This window comes from Caldibacillus thermoamylovorans (assembly GCF_000751775.1).
GTDB classification, from domain to species: domain Bacteria; phylum Bacillota; class Bacilli; order Bacillales; family Caldibacillaceae; genus Caldifermentibacillus; species Caldifermentibacillus hisashii.
In genome coordinates this window covers 1-15132 of record NZ_CCRF01000073.1, presented here as the reverse complement: position 1 = coordinate 15132, position 15132 = coordinate 1, and the positions used below count along the sequence as shown (strand labels likewise).

General features: G+C 38.4%; 11 protein-coding genes. 7 read left to right on the top strand and 4 right to left on the bottom strand.

Features of this window, described 5'->3' with window-relative positions; genetic code table 11:
• Nucleotides 1-169: 169 nt before the first annotated feature.
• The 3 genes from ilvC to ilvB all read right to left on the bottom strand — a co-directional run bounded on the left by ilvC (nt 170) and on the right by ilvB (nt 3584).
• The gene (gene ilvC, locus BT1A1_RS13065) at nt 170-1201 is read right to left on the bottom strand and encodes a ketol-acid reductoisomerase (RefSeq protein WP_034771963.1); all 1032 of its coding nucleotides are present in this window, start codon (nt 1199-1201) and stop codon (nt 170-172) included.
• 173 nt (nt 1202-1374) lie between these two features.
• Nucleotides 1375-1890, bottom strand: coding sequence for an acetolactate synthase small subunit (gene ilvN, locus BT1A1_RS13060; RefSeq protein WP_034771961.1), 516 nt, complete (start codon nt 1888-1890; stop codon nt 1375-1377).
• Complete coding sequence (gene ilvB, locus BT1A1_RS13055; protein WP_034771985.1) at nt 1887-3584, bottom strand: acetolactate synthase large subunit; 1698 nt, start codon at nt 3582-3584, stop codon at nt 1887-1889. Before ilvB ends, ilvN begins: the two co-directional genes overlap by 4 nt.
• Nucleotides 3585-4648: 1064 nt before the next feature.
• Here ilvB and BT1A1_RS13050 point away from each other — a divergent pair.
• From BT1A1_RS13050 to BT1A1_RS13020, 6 genes are all read left to right on the top strand, one after another.
• The gene (locus tag BT1A1_RS13050; protein WP_034771959.1) at nt 4649-5614 is read left to right on the top strand and encodes a bile acid:sodium symporter family protein; all 966 of its coding nucleotides are present in this window, start codon (nt 4649-4651) and stop codon (nt 5612-5614) included.
• A 601-nt stretch (nt 5615-6215) separates the two neighbouring features.
• Complete coding sequence (locus BT1A1_RS13045; RefSeq protein ID WP_034771983.1) at nt 6216-7763, top strand: 2-isopropylmalate synthase; 1548 nt, start codon at nt 6216-6218, stop codon at nt 7761-7763.
• 52 nt (nt 7764-7815) lie between these two features.
• The gene (gene leuB, locus BT1A1_RS13040) at nt 7816-8910 is read left to right on the top strand and encodes a 3-isopropylmalate dehydrogenase (RefSeq protein WP_034771958.1); all 1095 of its coding nucleotides are present in this window, start codon (nt 7816-7818) and stop codon (nt 8908-8910) included.
• 121 nt (nt 8911-9031) lie between these two features.
• Nucleotides 9032-10441: a 3-isopropylmalate dehydratase large subunit gene (leuC, locus tag BT1A1_RS13035; protein WP_034771956.1), complete on the top strand. Its 1410-nt coding sequence runs from the start codon at nt 9032-9034 to the stop codon at nt 10439-10441.
• 216 nt (nt 10442-10657) lie between these two features.
• Nucleotides 10658-11245 (top strand): 3-isopropylmalate dehydratase small subunit, encoded by a 588-nt coding sequence (gene leuD / locus BT1A1_RS13030; protein ID WP_034771954.1) that lies wholly within the window; start codon nt 10658-10660, stop codon nt 11243-11245.
• Between the two features lie 399 nt (nt 11246-11644).
• Entirely contained in the window at nt 11645-12352 is a 708-nt protein-coding gene (locus tag BT1A1_RS13020; RefSeq protein WP_034771950.1) for an N-acetylmuramoyl-L-alanine amidase, read from the top strand.
• A gap of 228 nt (nt 12353-12580) precedes the next feature.
• Here BT1A1_RS13020 and BT1A1_RS13015 read toward each other — a convergent pair whose 3' ends face one another.
• Complete coding sequence (locus BT1A1_RS13015) at nt 12581-13282, bottom strand: MgtC/SapB family protein (RefSeq protein ID WP_081912369.1); 702 nt, start codon at nt 13280-13282, stop codon at nt 12581-12583.
• A gap of 127 nt (nt 13283-13409) precedes the next feature.
• Between BT1A1_RS13015 and BT1A1_RS13010 the strand changes: the two genes are divergently transcribed.
• A complete protein-coding gene (locus tag BT1A1_RS13010; protein WP_034771949.1) occupies nt 13410-14300 on the top strand; it encodes a DMT family transporter in 891 nt (296 codons plus the stop codon).
• The last annotated feature ends 832 nt before the right edge of the window (nt 14301-15132 follow it).

Genomic DNA, 15132 nt, shown 5'->3' with positions numbered 1-15132 from the left:
TTTCAGTTAAAAAACAATCCCCAATTTCTTCACACTCCCTTATAAAAAAACATAACGACGTTTTGCGCGGGACTATCAGTTTCAAAATCTATTAAATCTGTTCCCTAATCAAATATGAATAATAAGTTAACAGACTGATTTTTATTAACTCATAGCCCCGCTTTTCATTTTACTTAGTTACAGCCACTTTTTTTGTTTCTTGATCTTTTACAGACTGTTTAATAAACGGCATTAATGCACGTAGCTCTTGACCAACTTTTTCAATTGGGTGGTTCAACTCTTGTGCGTTAATCGCATTGAATTGTGGACGATTGACTTGGTTTTCCAAAATCCAACTCTTTGCAAAAGCACCGGATTGAATATCAGCTAAAATTTCCTTCATCCGTTCTTTTGTTTCGGCGGTAACTACACGCGGTCCGGATACAAAATCGCCCCATTGTGCGGTGTCTGAAATGGAATACCGCATATTGGATAGGCCACCTTCATACAATAAATCCACAATCAATTTCATTTCGTGTAAACATTCGAAATAGGCGGCTTCCGGTTGATATCCTGCTTCCACCAGTACTTCAAAACCGGCTTTAATCAAGCTTGTGAGACCACCACAAAGGACGGCTTGTTCACCAAAGAGATCGGTTTCGGTTTCTTCCTTGAATGTCGTTTCCAACACACCGGCACGGGCAGCTCCGATTCCTTTCGCATAGCTTAATGCTAAATCTTTTGCCTGACCGGTAGCATCTTGGTACACCGCGTAAAGAGCAGGAACACCGGCACCTTCCTCATACGTTCTGCGGACAAGATGTCCCGGGCCTTTTGGTGCAACCATGAATACATCAACATCATCAGGGGGTACGATTTGACCAAAATGAATGTTGAAACCATGTGCAAAAGCAATGGCTGCACCTGATTTCAGGTTAGGTTTAATACTTTCTTTGTATACTTTTGCTTGGGTTTCATCCGGCATTAAAATCATGACAACATCTGCAACACTTACCGCGTCAGCAACAGGCAACACCGTAAAGCCGTCTTCCCTGGCACGTGCGGCAGATTTTCCTTCACGTAACCCGATTACAACTTCATAACCGCTGTCACGCAAATTTTGTGCATGGGCATGGCCTTGTGATCCATAGCCGACGACGGCAACTTTTTTTCCTGTTAGTACGTCTCTTTGGATATCTTCATCATGTAAAACTTTTACCATAATTATTCCCTCCAAAAATTAGTTATATTTTTCCAGTTTTTATAAGTGATAGACAGAAAGTGAATTCATCAAAACTTACCAAGCCCTGCTTTCGAAATTTGCTTTTCTTTAGATAGAAGTAAATTCATCAAAACCTATGCGAGCTATACTTTCGAATTGGACTTTGCTTTTCTTTAGATAGAAAGTGAATTCATCTCTGTTACTTGCGGTTGATTTCCCCGTAAAAATGCGGTGATGCCTGTTCTTGTCAATTCTTTAATTCCATAGGACTTCAATAATTCAATTAAAGCGTCAATTTTATCCGGTTTCCCTGTTACTTGAATAATCAAACTGTCTTTACTCACATCAATAATTGAGGCACGGAAAGGTGCAATGACACTTTGAATTTCTGCATGTTGCTGACGAGAGCCTGCGACGCGAATTAAAGCCAATTCACGAACAACATGAGCCTTTTCGGTAATGTCGGTTACTTTAATAACATCAATTTGTTTATTTAATTGTTTTGTTAACTGTTCGAATTTCAGCGGGTCGGCCACATCGATAACAAAGGTCATTTTTGAAATACCGTCTTTTTCTGAGCCGCCTACCGTAATACTTTCAATATTAAATTGGCGTTTTGTCAACATTCCGGTAATTCGATTAAGAACACCGCTTCGGTTTTGGACGGTTGCTGTAATAATCCGTCTCATTTTGTCACCCCCACCATTTGATGTAGGCCGGCTCCCGGTGCAACCATCGGATACACACACTCATTTTGAGGGACTCTACAGTCAATGAGAACCGGTCCGTTATAATGAATGGCTTTTTCCAATAGCTGAACGGCATTTTCGTGATTATCAATAACTACGCCCTTGATATCATAACTTTCAGCAAGTTTAATAAAGTCCGGGTTAAATGTAAGTATAGATTCTGAGTATCTTTCTTCATAAAAAATTTCTTGCCACTGTCTAACCATTCCGAGCGCAGCATTGTTAACAATAATAACTTTAACTGGAAGGTTTCTTTCCCTTATAACAGCAAGCTCTTGACAGGTCATTTGAAAACCGGCATCACCGACGATCGCAATAACGAGTTCGTCCGGTCTTGCAATTTGTGCCCCAATCGCAGCCGGAAGACCGAATCCCATTGTACCGAGACCTCCTGAAGTTACCCAACAATTTGGTTTATTAAAATGAAAGTATTGAGCTGCCCACATTTGGTGTTGACCGACATCTGTTGTCACAATCGCCTCGCCATTAGTAATTTTGTATATTTGTTCAATAAACCATTGAGGTGACACGAATTCTTTTGGCTTTTCATACCATAACGGTTTTTCAGTTTTATAGACAGCTAGTTTCTGATTCCATTCATTATGCGATGAAACTTCAAGCTCACATTTTAACAGTGCTTTTAGTGCTTCTTTGGCATCACACACGATCGGGATATGGGTTTCGACATTTTTACTTATTTCGGCCGGATCAATGTCAATATGTGCAACTTTGGCATGAGGCGCAAAATGATTCAAATTCCCGGTGAGCCGATCATCAAAACGTGCGCCAAAATTAATTAATAAATCACATTCTGATATGGCCATGTTTGCAGCATAAGTTCCATGCATACCGGCCATGCCAAGGAACAGTTCATGATCACCAGGAAAGCTTCCCAATCCAAGTAATGTATTAGTGATAGGCAATTGGTATTTTTCAGTAAATTGTTTCAGCTCTTCTGTCGCATTGGCAAACAATACTCCGGCACCTGCCAATACAAGCGGTCTTTTGGCTGTTTTGAGCGCTTCAACTAATTTTGTAATTTGCAGTGGATTCGGCATAAAATTTGGTTGGTAACCGGGCAGATTGATTTCAGAAACGTACGTATAGTTGCCATTAACATACCCCGTTGCGATATTTTTAGGAATATCGATAACAACCGGACCGGGTCTTCCTGTTGATGCAATATGAAAAGCTTCCCTAACGATTGACGGTAAATCTTCCAAATCGTTCACTTGATAATTATATTTTGTAATCGGTGTTGTAATTCCAATAACATCTGCTTCTTGAAATGCGTCAGTACCAATTACATTTTTTGCAACTTGACCTGTAAAAATAACAAGCGGGATTGAGTCGATCATGGCATCGGTAATTCCTGTTACTAAGTTGGTCGCACCAGGGCCGGATGTAGCAAACACAACTCCTGGTTTTCCTGTAACCCGGGCATATCCTTCCGCCGCATGAATGGCTCCTTGCTCATGTCTCGTTAAAATGTGTTTGAAAGGTGCTTTTTTACGATAAAAAGCATCGTAAATAGGTAATACCGCCCCCCCAGGGTACCCAAAAATCGTATCCACTTTTTCATTGATCAGTGTATCGACTAAAAGGTCAGCACCAGTTATTTGGTCAACTTGCATATCCTCTTCATTCTTTACCTTAAGACTCACGAAAGAAACCTCCCCTTTGAATAAATTGAGTATTTTGGTAAGAAATTTAGAAAGTATAAAAAAAGCTCTTTACCCCCCCTAAACCTACATCAAGCAGAATTTTTGGGGAGAAAAGAGATCTCTTTCCTCTGTACCACCCAAGTTCATAGTACCCTCGCGAATACTACCTCATGAAGCATAGAGCTTCTTTTGATAACAGGTGCAAACGAAGCACCCGGCCGATCCTACTTGGAAATTCTGTTCAAACCGGCACTCCGGGATGATCCAGGAACAAAATGTATGACCGGGCTTTCACCATCCCCGACTCGCTGCAAATACATGATTTTTGCTCCCCGTTCCCGTCATCGTGTTAAAAATATCTTAAATGATTTAGAACACTTTATTAAATTTATGCTGCACTGCGTTAAAAAAGATTGTTTTGCCGTTAATAATAAAATATTTTTCTGAAAGGGTCAATAGGATATTTGTTAATATTTTATAAATTTGTAAAAGATGAGTAAAATAAATATTTCAAATGAGTCGGCTAATTAAAATTAGATAGACTGCTTAAAAATAAAAACCCTTTTCAACCCAGAACAATTATGACATGTTTGGGAAGAAAAGAGTTGCTTTTCTTGGTACCACCCAACTTCATAGCATCCTCACAGATACTACCTCATGAAGCATGGAGCTTCTTTTGATAACAGGTACTGATCGTTCGTACCCGGCCAAACTTACTAAGGTTAACCCTGTTCAGTCCGGCACTCCGGGATGATCAGGAAACAAACTGTGTAACCGGGCTTTCACCATCCCCGATTCGCTGCTTACACATTGGTTTTGCTTCCCCGTTCCCGTCATCGCTTTAAAATTTATACAGTAATTGTATAAATTATCAATTAATTTAACCGTTATTTTAAAAGATAGTTTATTTGAATTTCACGCATAAGTCAAGTGTTTTTAAAAATTTTTCTAAAAAATATCTTTTGATAACAGTATTGAAAAAATAAAAATTTATACTATAATCATTAATTAAACTATAAAAGCGGGTGATTACATTGAATCAATTGGCGAAAGTCAGTAATTTTGCCGGCAATACATTTGCTGTTTGGATCATTTTATTTGCACTATTAAGTTACTTTATTCCGGAAGGCTTTACTTGGATAGCCCCTCATATTCCGTTATTGCTGGGCATCATTATGTTTGGAATGGGATTAACATTATCTGTTGATGATTTTAAGGCTGTTTTCCAAGCACCGAAAAGTGTCATTATCGCTGCAGTTAGTCAATATACGATTATGCCGTTAGTGGCCTTTGCGCTAGCCATTTTACTCAAGTTGCCAGCGGAATTAGCTGCGGGTGTTATTCTTGTCGGTTGTGCACCAGGTGGGACTGCATCGAATGTTATGGCTTATTTGGCTAAAGGAAATGCGGCGTTATCTGTTTGTGCGACAGCAGTATCCACATTGATGGCTCCTATAATGACACCGTTTTTAACATGGTTATTAGCAAAGCAATGGATGGAAGTTTCGTTCTGGAGTATGTTTGTTTCTGTTGTACAAGTTGTTTTGTTACCAATTGTCTTAGGGGTTTTAGTTCATTATCTATTTCCCAAACAAGTGGAGAAGAGTACGGCTGTGTTACCGTTAATTTCGGTTATCGGAATTGTTGGAGTCGCCTCGGCAGTTGTGGCAGTGAATAAAGATAATCTATTATCAAATGGATTGCTCATTTTCATTGTTGTTGTTTTACACAATTGTCTCGGTTTATTGCTTGGTTTTTGGTCAGCGAAACTTTTCAAGCTGGATTATCCGAGCCAAAAGACAATCGCAATTGAAGTAGGTATGCAAAACTCCGGACTGGCCACTACATTGGCAATGACTTATTTTTCACCGCTAGCGGCAGTGCCAAGTGTTATTTTCAGTGTCTGGCATAATATCTCAGGTCCGCTGTTGGCAACATTTTGGAGCAGGAAAGCAGCTAACTCGGAAACAATTGGAACAGGAATCGATTTGTCGAAGTAGTCTAAAACGGCTTGCAAGAACAGATTGAATGGTTTAATTAAATGAGCTTTGTCATGATTTTTTAGATAATTATTTTTAAAAAGATTTATATAAAATTTTTTATAAAAACCTCTTGCTCTTTTAAATAAAATGTTTTATGATAAATGACAATATTAGTTGATGACGAAATTTTAAAAATAGATGAAAGCAATGAAGGGATTATGGAACAATGGGCATGTATTCACAGAGATCCGGGGGCGGTGGAAGCCCGGAAATACATATTGTTCCAGTCTCATCCCTGAGTGTGAAACTGAACGGATGATTCATCTCATTAAGTTTCGCCGGGTGTAACTCTAACACCTGTTACCAAAACGAGGCTTCATGCTTCACGAGATAGTATCTGCGAGGATGCTATGAACTTGGGTGGTACCGAGGAAAGGCTCTTTTCTCCCCAACATGAATCTAAATATAGATTTGTGTGGGAGAAGAGAGCCTTTTTTTATAAATAATCATCGGTTTGAGGTTACCGGCAAGAAGGAAAAGTCTCCAGTCAGATTATGGCGATACTGTTTATGTGTTATGAAAAATCAAGCAAAAAATTTTAAAGAAGGGATGGATGGGTATGACGATGATAAAAATTTTCGATACGACTTTGAGGGATGGAGAACAATCACCGGGTGTAAACTTGAATCAACTAGAAAAATTAGAGATTGCCAGACAACTTGAAAGGCTTCGTGTCGACCGAATTGAAGCCGGGTTTCCGGCCTCGTCCAAAGGTGACTTTGAGGCTGTAAAAGCGATTGCCCAAACAATTAAAAACTCCTCGGTGATTGGGCTTTCCAGAGCGGTTCAATCTGATATTGATGCGGCTTGGGAGGCTTTGCGAGTTGCTGAAGAACCTTGTTTGCATCTGTTTTTAGCCACATCACCAATTCATATGAAATACAAATTAAAAATGACACCGGAACAAGTCATTGAAACTTCAGTGAACATGGTGAAATATGCAAAGAAAAAATTTCCGTTTATTGAATGGTCAGCAGAAGATGCGTCACGCTCCGATTTGGACTTTTTAGCAAGAATTATTGAAAAAGTCATTGGAGCAGGAGCCAATGTGATTAATCTACCGGATACGGTCGGTTACACAACGCCTGAAGAGTATGGAAAAATGTTCCGGTATATTCGGGAACATGTGCCGAATATTGATCAAGTGGCGCTTTCTTGTCATTGTCACGATGATTTAGGCATGGCTGTAGCAAATTCCTTGGCTGCGATTGAAAACGGGGTAACCCAGGTTGAAGGGACCATTAACGGGATCGGCGAACGGGCCGGAAATGCAGCATTGGAAGAAGTCGTAATTGCCCTTAAGATTCGTTCTGACTTTTACCCGTATGAAACGAACTTGAAGCTCGATGAATTGAAGCGGACCAGTGATTTAGTCGCAAAACTAACCGGCATGGTCGTACAACCGAATAAAGCGGTTATTGGCCGAAACGCCTATGCTCATGAGTCAGGGATTCATCAAGATGGTGTGCTGAAAAATGCTCAAACCTATGAAATTATTACACCGGAATTGGTTGGCGTTCATTCCAATAATCTTGTCCTTGGAAAACATTCCGGCAGACATGCATTTAAAGAAAAAGTAGTAGAGCTCGGCTTTACACTTTCTGAGGAAAAACTAAACCAAGCATTCGGACAATTCAAACAATTAACCGATCATAAAAAAGAAGTGACCGATGAAGATTTGTTCACAATTTTGATGGAAATCCAAACCAATGCGAACACAGTCCAAAAATATCAATTAGAAATGATCCAGGTCCAATATGGTTCAGCCAATATTCCGACAGCAACCGTATCCGTTAAAACGCCAGAAGATAAAATCGTGCAAACGGCATGTACAGGAAATGGCAGTGTGGAAGCTTTATATAAAACAATAGCGGCCTTGATTACAGAAGAAACAAATCTTTTAGACTATCAAATCAGTTCGATTGGCGGGGGAAAAGATGCGCTTGCAGAAGCCTATGTTCAGGTAAAGGTGAACGGTGAAATTATGAATGGACGTGGCACAGCTTCTGACGTATTGGAAGCTTCAGCACATGCCTACATTAATGCGGTCAATAAGTATTTAATTAAACAAAGCTCAGTTGTCAAAGAGCCGACTGCGATTAAATAGTAGAATCGATAAAAATTCAACCTATTTTGCTAAGAAAAGTCAGGTGAAAACTATGGAAAATCGTATTATTCTCCTTCCCGGTGATGGCATTGGAAAGGAAATTTTAGAGGCGGCAGTAAAAGTTCTTCATGTAGTGGAAGAAAAATTTAATCATCGTTTTGTATATGAAACACATGCCATTGGTGGTAATGCAATTGATCGGTTCGGAGTTCCTTTGACGGATGAAACGGTTAATGCTTGTAAAAATGCCGATGCGGTTCTGTTAGGGGCAGTTGGCGGGCCAAAATGGGATAACGTGCCCGCTGACATTCGGCCGGAAAAAGGGCTGTTAAAAATTAGAAAGGAACTTGGTCTATTTGCCAATCTCCGCCCGATTAAAGCTTTTGCTTCATTGCTCCATGCATCTCCGTTAAAAGAACATATTATTAAGGATAGTGATATTTTAATTGTCCGTGAATTAACGAGCGGAATTTATTTCGGTAAACCGAGTGAACGCCGCGAAAACGGGAAAGTCGTTGTCGATACGTTATATTATGAACGGTATGAGATAGAAAGAATTGTAGATAAGGCATTCCAATTTGCCCGGATGCGAAAGAAGAAACTTACCTCTGTTGATAAAGCAAATGTGCTGGAATCGAGCAGGGTTTGGCGGGAAATTGTCAATGAAAAAAGCAGTTTATATCCAGATGTAGAAGTAGAACATCTTTTGGTAGACGCCGCCAGTATGAAATTAATAACCAACCCAAGCCAGTTCGATGTTCTTGTAACGGAAAATATGTTTGGCGATATTTTAAGTGATGAGGCATCGGTTTTGACCGGATCATTAGGTATGCTTCCTTCTGCCAGTATCCGATCCGATCAGTTCGGTTTGTATGAGCCGATTCATGGATCGGCACCCGACATTGCCGGTAAAGGAATGGCGAATCCGATTGGGATGATTTTATCTGCGGCATTAATGCTCCGGTTCTCTTTTGCTATGGAGGAAGAAGCTAGTGCGATTGAAGCAGCAGTCAATGAAACATTATCAGACGGTTATCATACCGCTGATTTACAAATAGAAAACGGAACGAAACTCAGTACAAACGAAATAACGGAAGTCATTACAGAAAAATTACTAATCAACGGGAAAAAGTTTAGCAATGTATGACTCTGTTCAATGGATCGGCACCGGAAGCACTAGTACCGGTAACCACCGGGGAAAAGTTAGTAATGTTTGACTATGCATTATTTTTCCTTGATAATGATTTGATTTTGCAGGAGGTTTAAACATGGGAAAACCGAAAACGATTATTGAAAAAATATGGGAAAATCATGTTGTTCACAGAGAGGAAGGAAAACCGGATTTACTATATATTGATCTGCATCTTGTTCATGAGGTTACATCACCGCAAGCTTTTGAAGGGTTGCGGATGAATAATCGAAAAGTACGGCGACCGGATCTAACTTTTGCGACGATGGATCATAATGTTCCGACAGCAAACCGGGAAATTGTCCGCGATCCAATCTCGAAAAAACAAATGGAAACATTGAAGGAAAATTGCGAAGAGTTCGGAATCCGGTTGGCGGATATGTTTCATCCGGACCAAGGAATTGTTCATGTAATCGGACCTCAACTCGGATTAACACAACCAGGTAAAACAATTGTTTGCGGTGATAGTCATACATCGACGCATGGTGCATTTGGTGCATTGGCATTTGGGATCGGAACAAGTGAAGTCGAACATGTACTGGCTACTCAAACGATTTGGCAACAACGACCAAAAACAATGAATGTCCAAGTTGTTGGAGAGCTAGGTCCCGGTGTAACTGCGAAAGATTTAATTCTGGCAATAATCGCAAAATTTGGAGTAAGTTTTGGCCAAGGTTATGTTGTTGAATATACGGGGGATGCCATTCGAAAACTTTCGATGGAAGACCGGATGACGATTTGCAATATGTCCATTGAGGGCGGGGCTCGAGCCGGGTTAATTAGTCCCGATGAGAAAACGGTCGAATTTTTAAAAGGAAAAAGATATGTGCCAAAAGGGGAACAGTTTGAAGAGATTGCTGAAAATTGGTTATCGCTGGCTACTGATTCGGGAGCGACTTATGACAAAACATTAACGATTAATGCGGAAGAAATTGAACCGCAAGTCACATGGGGGACAAATCCAAGTATGTGCGTGCCGGTTAGCGGTTCGACACCTGCGATTAGTGAAGTTGAAAATAAAGAGGAGGTCCGCCGCGCATTAGAATATATGGGATTGGAAGAAAATCAACCAATTTCTTCTATTAATATAGATCATGTGTTCATCGGCTCTTGCACCAATTCCCGCTTAAGTGATTTACGGAAAGCGGCAGAAATTGTCCGTGGCCGAAAAGTTCATCCAAATATTAAACGGGCCATCGTTGTTCCGGGTTCTTTTCTCGTAAAGATGGAAGCGGAAAAGGAAGGACTGGATCAAATTTTTAAGGATGCCGGATTTGAATGGCGGGATGCCGGTTGCAGTATGTGTTTAGGGATGAACGAAGATATTGTACCACCCGGTGGCAGATGTGCATCAACCTCAAATCGGAATTTTGAAGGAAGGCAAGGGAATGGTGCCCGCACCCATCTGGTCAGTCCGGAAATGGCGGCCGCTGCTGCGATTACCGGTCATTTTATCGATGTCCGGAAATTTCAACAAGTCCTTCAGTAATCGGTTATGAACGGTAAATTGTATAGTTGAAATCGTTTATAAAAGATTAAGCACGGACCTGTGAGTCTGTCCAATGAACCACCTTTGGCACATGATCATGCAGGAACATGAATAAATCTATCGCTAATCAGACGGTTTAAACATGTTATGCATTATTTACAAATTTTGGAATTACGTCGGACAGACTTGTTACATCTTTCAAAGGAGGTATAAATAATGGAAGCTATTCAATATCATAAAGGACTCGTTTACCCGTTAAATCGGGAAAATGTCGATACCGACCAAATTATCCCGAAGCAATTTTTGAAAGCCATTGAACGAACGGGGTTTGGGAAATTTTTATTCTATAACTGGCGATACAATGATGATGGGAGTCTTCGGCAAGATTTTACAATGAATGATGAAAAATACAACAGTGCCAGCATTATTTTGGCAGGAAAAAATTTTGGCTGCGGTTCTTCACGTGAACATGCGGCTTGGGCTCTTCTTGATTATGGTTTCCGAGTTGTAATCGCACCAAGTTTTGCCGATATTTTTTACAATAATGCGTTAAAAAATGGTATCCTACCAATAATGCTTGAGCAATCTATTATTCAAGATTGGATGGAAAAGGCCGAACGGGATTCATTTACACTGGCTGTTGATCTTGAAGCACAAACAATTACTGACGGTGTCCAAGTTATTGCGTTTGACATTCCCGCCTATCATAAGGAGAAATTAGTAAATGGTTGGGATGATATTGACTTAACTTTATTACTTAAAGATAAAATTGAAGCGTATGAACAGAGTAGACAACTCGTTTGAAATGCCAATATTTTTGATGAAAAATGCAAGCCGCTTATCTTGAAATAGGCCTTGCATTTTTTCGGTTATTAGAAACAAATCATGCCGCAAAAAACCTCAAAAACAATATTTTTACCATAATCAGTATGCCGATTTTTAAAAAAATTTCCTCCGATGTACCAACAACAGAATTCTTAACCCTTTTTTTAGTTCTTACATATAAATAAATTAGGAAGTCTTTAATTTTATACCCGGTCTTTGTGTCTTTCATCTTGGGACTGACTATCAAGGAAAAGGAATTGTTACATTTCCTATTTATATTTGTGATAAAAATTATGAGATCCCGGCGAGCATAGTCATGTTTTCGACTGGATCCGGGTACAATTTTCAAATTCTAAAAAAATTGGAGAGGTGAAAAATTTGGTTAAAATTTTTATCGATCCGGGACACGGTGGTTCGGACCCTGGTGCAGTTGGTAATGGCATCAGTGAAAAAAATATTACTTTACAAATTGCAAATCAAATTCAGCAAATTTTATTGAATGAATACCAAAATGTTTCTGTAAGAATGAGTAGAACAACAGACCAAACCGTTAGCCTAAATGCCAGGACATCTGCCGCAAACAGCTGGGGAGCTGATTTTTATTTGTCCGTTCATATAAATTCCGGTGGCGGAACCGGTTTTGAAAGTTATGTATATCCGAATGTAGATGCATTAACAAAAAGCTATCAGGATGCTATTCATGAAGAAGTGGTAAAACAAACAGATTATCGTGACCGGGGACAAAAGCAGGCAAATTTTCACGTGTTAAGAGAATCAAATATGCCGGCACTTCTTACTGAAAATGGTTTTGTCGACAATGTTACGGATGCAAATAAATTGAAGGATCCTGCATATATTAATCGGATTGCACGGGGACATGTGAACGGTTTAGCGAGGGCATTTAGATTACCAAGGAAAACCGGTGCACCTGTAAACCCGATCCCGTCCTCACCACCTTCGTCGGTAAACCAAAATACCTTATATAAAGTTCAAATCGGTGCTTTCTCAAAGCGGGAGAATGCTGAAGCTTTAGCGGAGAGAGCGAGAAATGCAGGGTTTCAAGTATATATTGTACATGATTCATGACATGGAGCAAGATTTCATACATGTAATAAGTTATTGAAATGACTCGAGCATATAAATAATAGAAGGAATGGTTATTTTTTACACATGAAAAGTTATGAATGGCATAAAGGAAAATAGGGGAATGTTGCCTATAACCGATTTTACAAAAGGCAACACTCCCATTTTTTTGACTCGGGACATGTGAAAAATCTTTTATACCATGGTGCAACTTATCGAGTAAAGAATTTTTTAGTGAAGACTTTCAATTTCCACTTGTTTAACGCCTTCCATATTGGAGATCAGTTCATATAAATTCGTTAGTTTCAATTTGTAGTTAACTCCAATATTCAATTGAATCAAATGCCCGCCATCTTTTAAATCCCGAATACGGATATGATAAACAGAAATTTTTTTATTTTGAATGGTATCAATGATGGTTTTAACATATTTATTTTCATGAACAATGATATCTAACTTCATTTCTTTTTCCCTTAACTGCTTCGGTCCGATCCAAGTCATAATGGAAGGAATTAATTCAACACTAATCATAATGAAAACAACACCAGCAATCGCTTCAAAATAAAATCCGGCTCCAACGGCAATTCCTATTCCGGCAGCTCCCCATATGATGGCCGCAGTCGTTAATCCGGATATACTGTCATTTCCCCTTCTTAAAATCGCACCAGCTCCTAAAAAACCGATCCCGGATACAATTTGTGCAGCCAGTCTGAGCGGATCCATTGTTATGTTAACTCCCTGTTGTGCACTAGTAGCCCGATAGGCAGATTCAATCGACACAATGGTTAATAAACAGGAAACAATCGAAATGACTAGTGATGTTTTTAAGCCAATTGGTTTCCGTTTAATCTCTCGCTCTAAACCAATGATTAATCCAAGAATAGCTGTAACTCCTAATTTCACCAATACTTCCCAATGAATATATTCGAGCAATCTTATCCCTTCTTACAATCTAGTAATTTTTTTATTATCATCTATACTATATAATGCTATTATACGAAACAATTTATATGAAAGTAATAAATAAAACATAATTATGAAGAAAATAGGGAGAACAAGTATGGAAAAACCAAAAGTAAACCCATATATATTTGTCATTATTGGAGTATTATCCGTATCAACGTCGGCCATTTTTGTTAAATTTTCAACAGCCCCTTCAGGTGTTATTGCGTTTTATCGATTGTTTTTCACCGTGCTAATAATGTTGCCAATATATCTTATAAAATACGTTAAAGAGCTAAGAAATATGACAAAAAAGGACTACATATTATCAACCATAGCCGGTGTTTTTCTTGCGTTTCATTTCATTCTTTGGTTTGAATCTTTGGACTATACTTCAGTTGCGAGTTCTACTGTATTAGTAACATTACAACCATTATTTTCATTTTTTGGAACGTATTTGCTTTTTAAGGAACCAATATCAGTAAAAACAATTTTTAGTGCTGTTGTCGCAATTTCTGGAAGTGTTATGATTAGTTGGGGAGATTTTTATTTAAATGAAAAAGCATTGATTGGTGACATATTGGCACTTATAGCCTGTGCATTGATTACTGCCTATTTGTTAATTGGTCAAGCGGTTCGAAAAAGAATTTCTGTGGTATCCTATACATTTGTTGTTTATTTTATGAGCACTGTAGCACTTTTACTATATGTAATGATAAAGAAGGAACCGCTCTACCCATATCCAACAACAGATTGGATTTATTTTTTGTTATTGGCGATATTTCCAAATTTGCTTGGTCATTCATTATTCAACTTAGCACTAAAATGGGTAAGTACGAATATTATATCGATGGCTATTTTATTTGAACCGGTTGGAGCGGCCATACTGGCTTATATACTAATTGGTGAAAAACTTATCTGGACACAATGGGTAGGTGGATTCATTGTGATAAGTGGATTAATCATTTTTTCATTAGGCTCTGCTAAAAGTAAAAGTAACCAAATGTAAATAATGCTCTTACTTAGCCCTTTTACTGATTGAAGCAAATTGAAAGCACGAAAAATTTTTACAACCATGAAAAAACCATTTTCATCCTCTATGGTGCAGCCTGGCGATACATGGGTGACTATCATGTATTTGAAAGGATTATGGAAGCAGAAACCTCCAATATTCGATTTTGCCAATAAAGAATTTGTGGTTTTCGAAAAACACAAGTGGTCATCTTTGGAATCCTTCTTATTTAATGTAAGAGAGATTTAAGCTCAACAATAAATTTTAAAGGTAATTTATAAAAATGAACGTCTATAATGTGACAAATTGCAAATGGAAGGAATATATCGTATCTAATGCATTAAAAAAAGATTGGATTTTTAGTGTATTACAATTAAATATGCTAAGACTTTCATTTATAATAGGATTATGTCAGGCGAGGGAATAAAATACTTTAAGAGTAAAAAAGTAATTCCAAAATAATTCTAGGTTAATTCTAATACTAACATTAACTCTAAAAAATAATTTTAGAATAATTTATTGACATATAGATTTGACGGTGATATAATAAATCTTGTCGTTAAGAAAGTAGTTAATTTCAAAATCAATTGACATTCGGATTGAGTGATGATAATATAGTTGAGTCACTTTAGAATGTCGGCTTACAAAAGTTTTTTGTTCGTATCTTAAAAGTTGCTTTTCTAATCCTTTTGTTTTTGTAAAAAAGTAGTTGACAAATTGAAGAAAATTGGTTAGAATAAGTAAGTCGATTTTGGTTTTGAACCTTGAAAACTGAACAAGACAAAGCGTTTTAATAAACCATTTAAGTCAGTTTTAATTTTGAGCAATT

Bases quoted from the DNA above. Each gene is read 5' to 3' on its own strand.
- ilvN (WP_034771961.1), bottom strand. From the start codon at position 1,890: ATGAGACGGATTATTACAGCAACCGTCCAAAACCGAAGCGGTGTTCTT.
- leuD (WP_034771954.1), top strand. From the start codon at position 10,658: ATGGAAGCTATTCAATATCATAAAGGACTCGTTTACCCGTTAAATCGG.
- ilvB (WP_034771985.1), bottom strand. From the start codon at position 3,584: ATGCAAGTTGACCAAATAACTGGTGCTGACCTTTTAGTCGATACACTG.
- leuB (WP_034771958.1), top strand. From the start codon at position 7,816: ATGGAAAATCGTATTATTCTCCTTCCCGGTGATGGCATTGGAAAGGAA.
- BT1A1_RS13045 (WP_034771983.1), top strand. From the start codon at position 6,216: ATGACGATGATAAAAATTTTCGATACGACTTTGAGGGATGGAGAACAA.
- leuC (WP_034771956.1), top strand. From the start codon at position 9,032: ATGGGAAAACCGAAAACGATTATTGAAAAAATATGGGAAAATCATGTT.
- ilvC (WP_034771963.1), bottom strand. From the start codon at position 1,201: ATGGTAAAAGTTTTACATGATGAAGATATCCAAAGAGACGTACTAACA.
- BT1A1_RS13010 (WP_034771949.1), top strand. From the start codon at position 13,410: ATGGAAAAACCAAAAGTAAACCCATATATATTTGTCATTATTGGAGTA.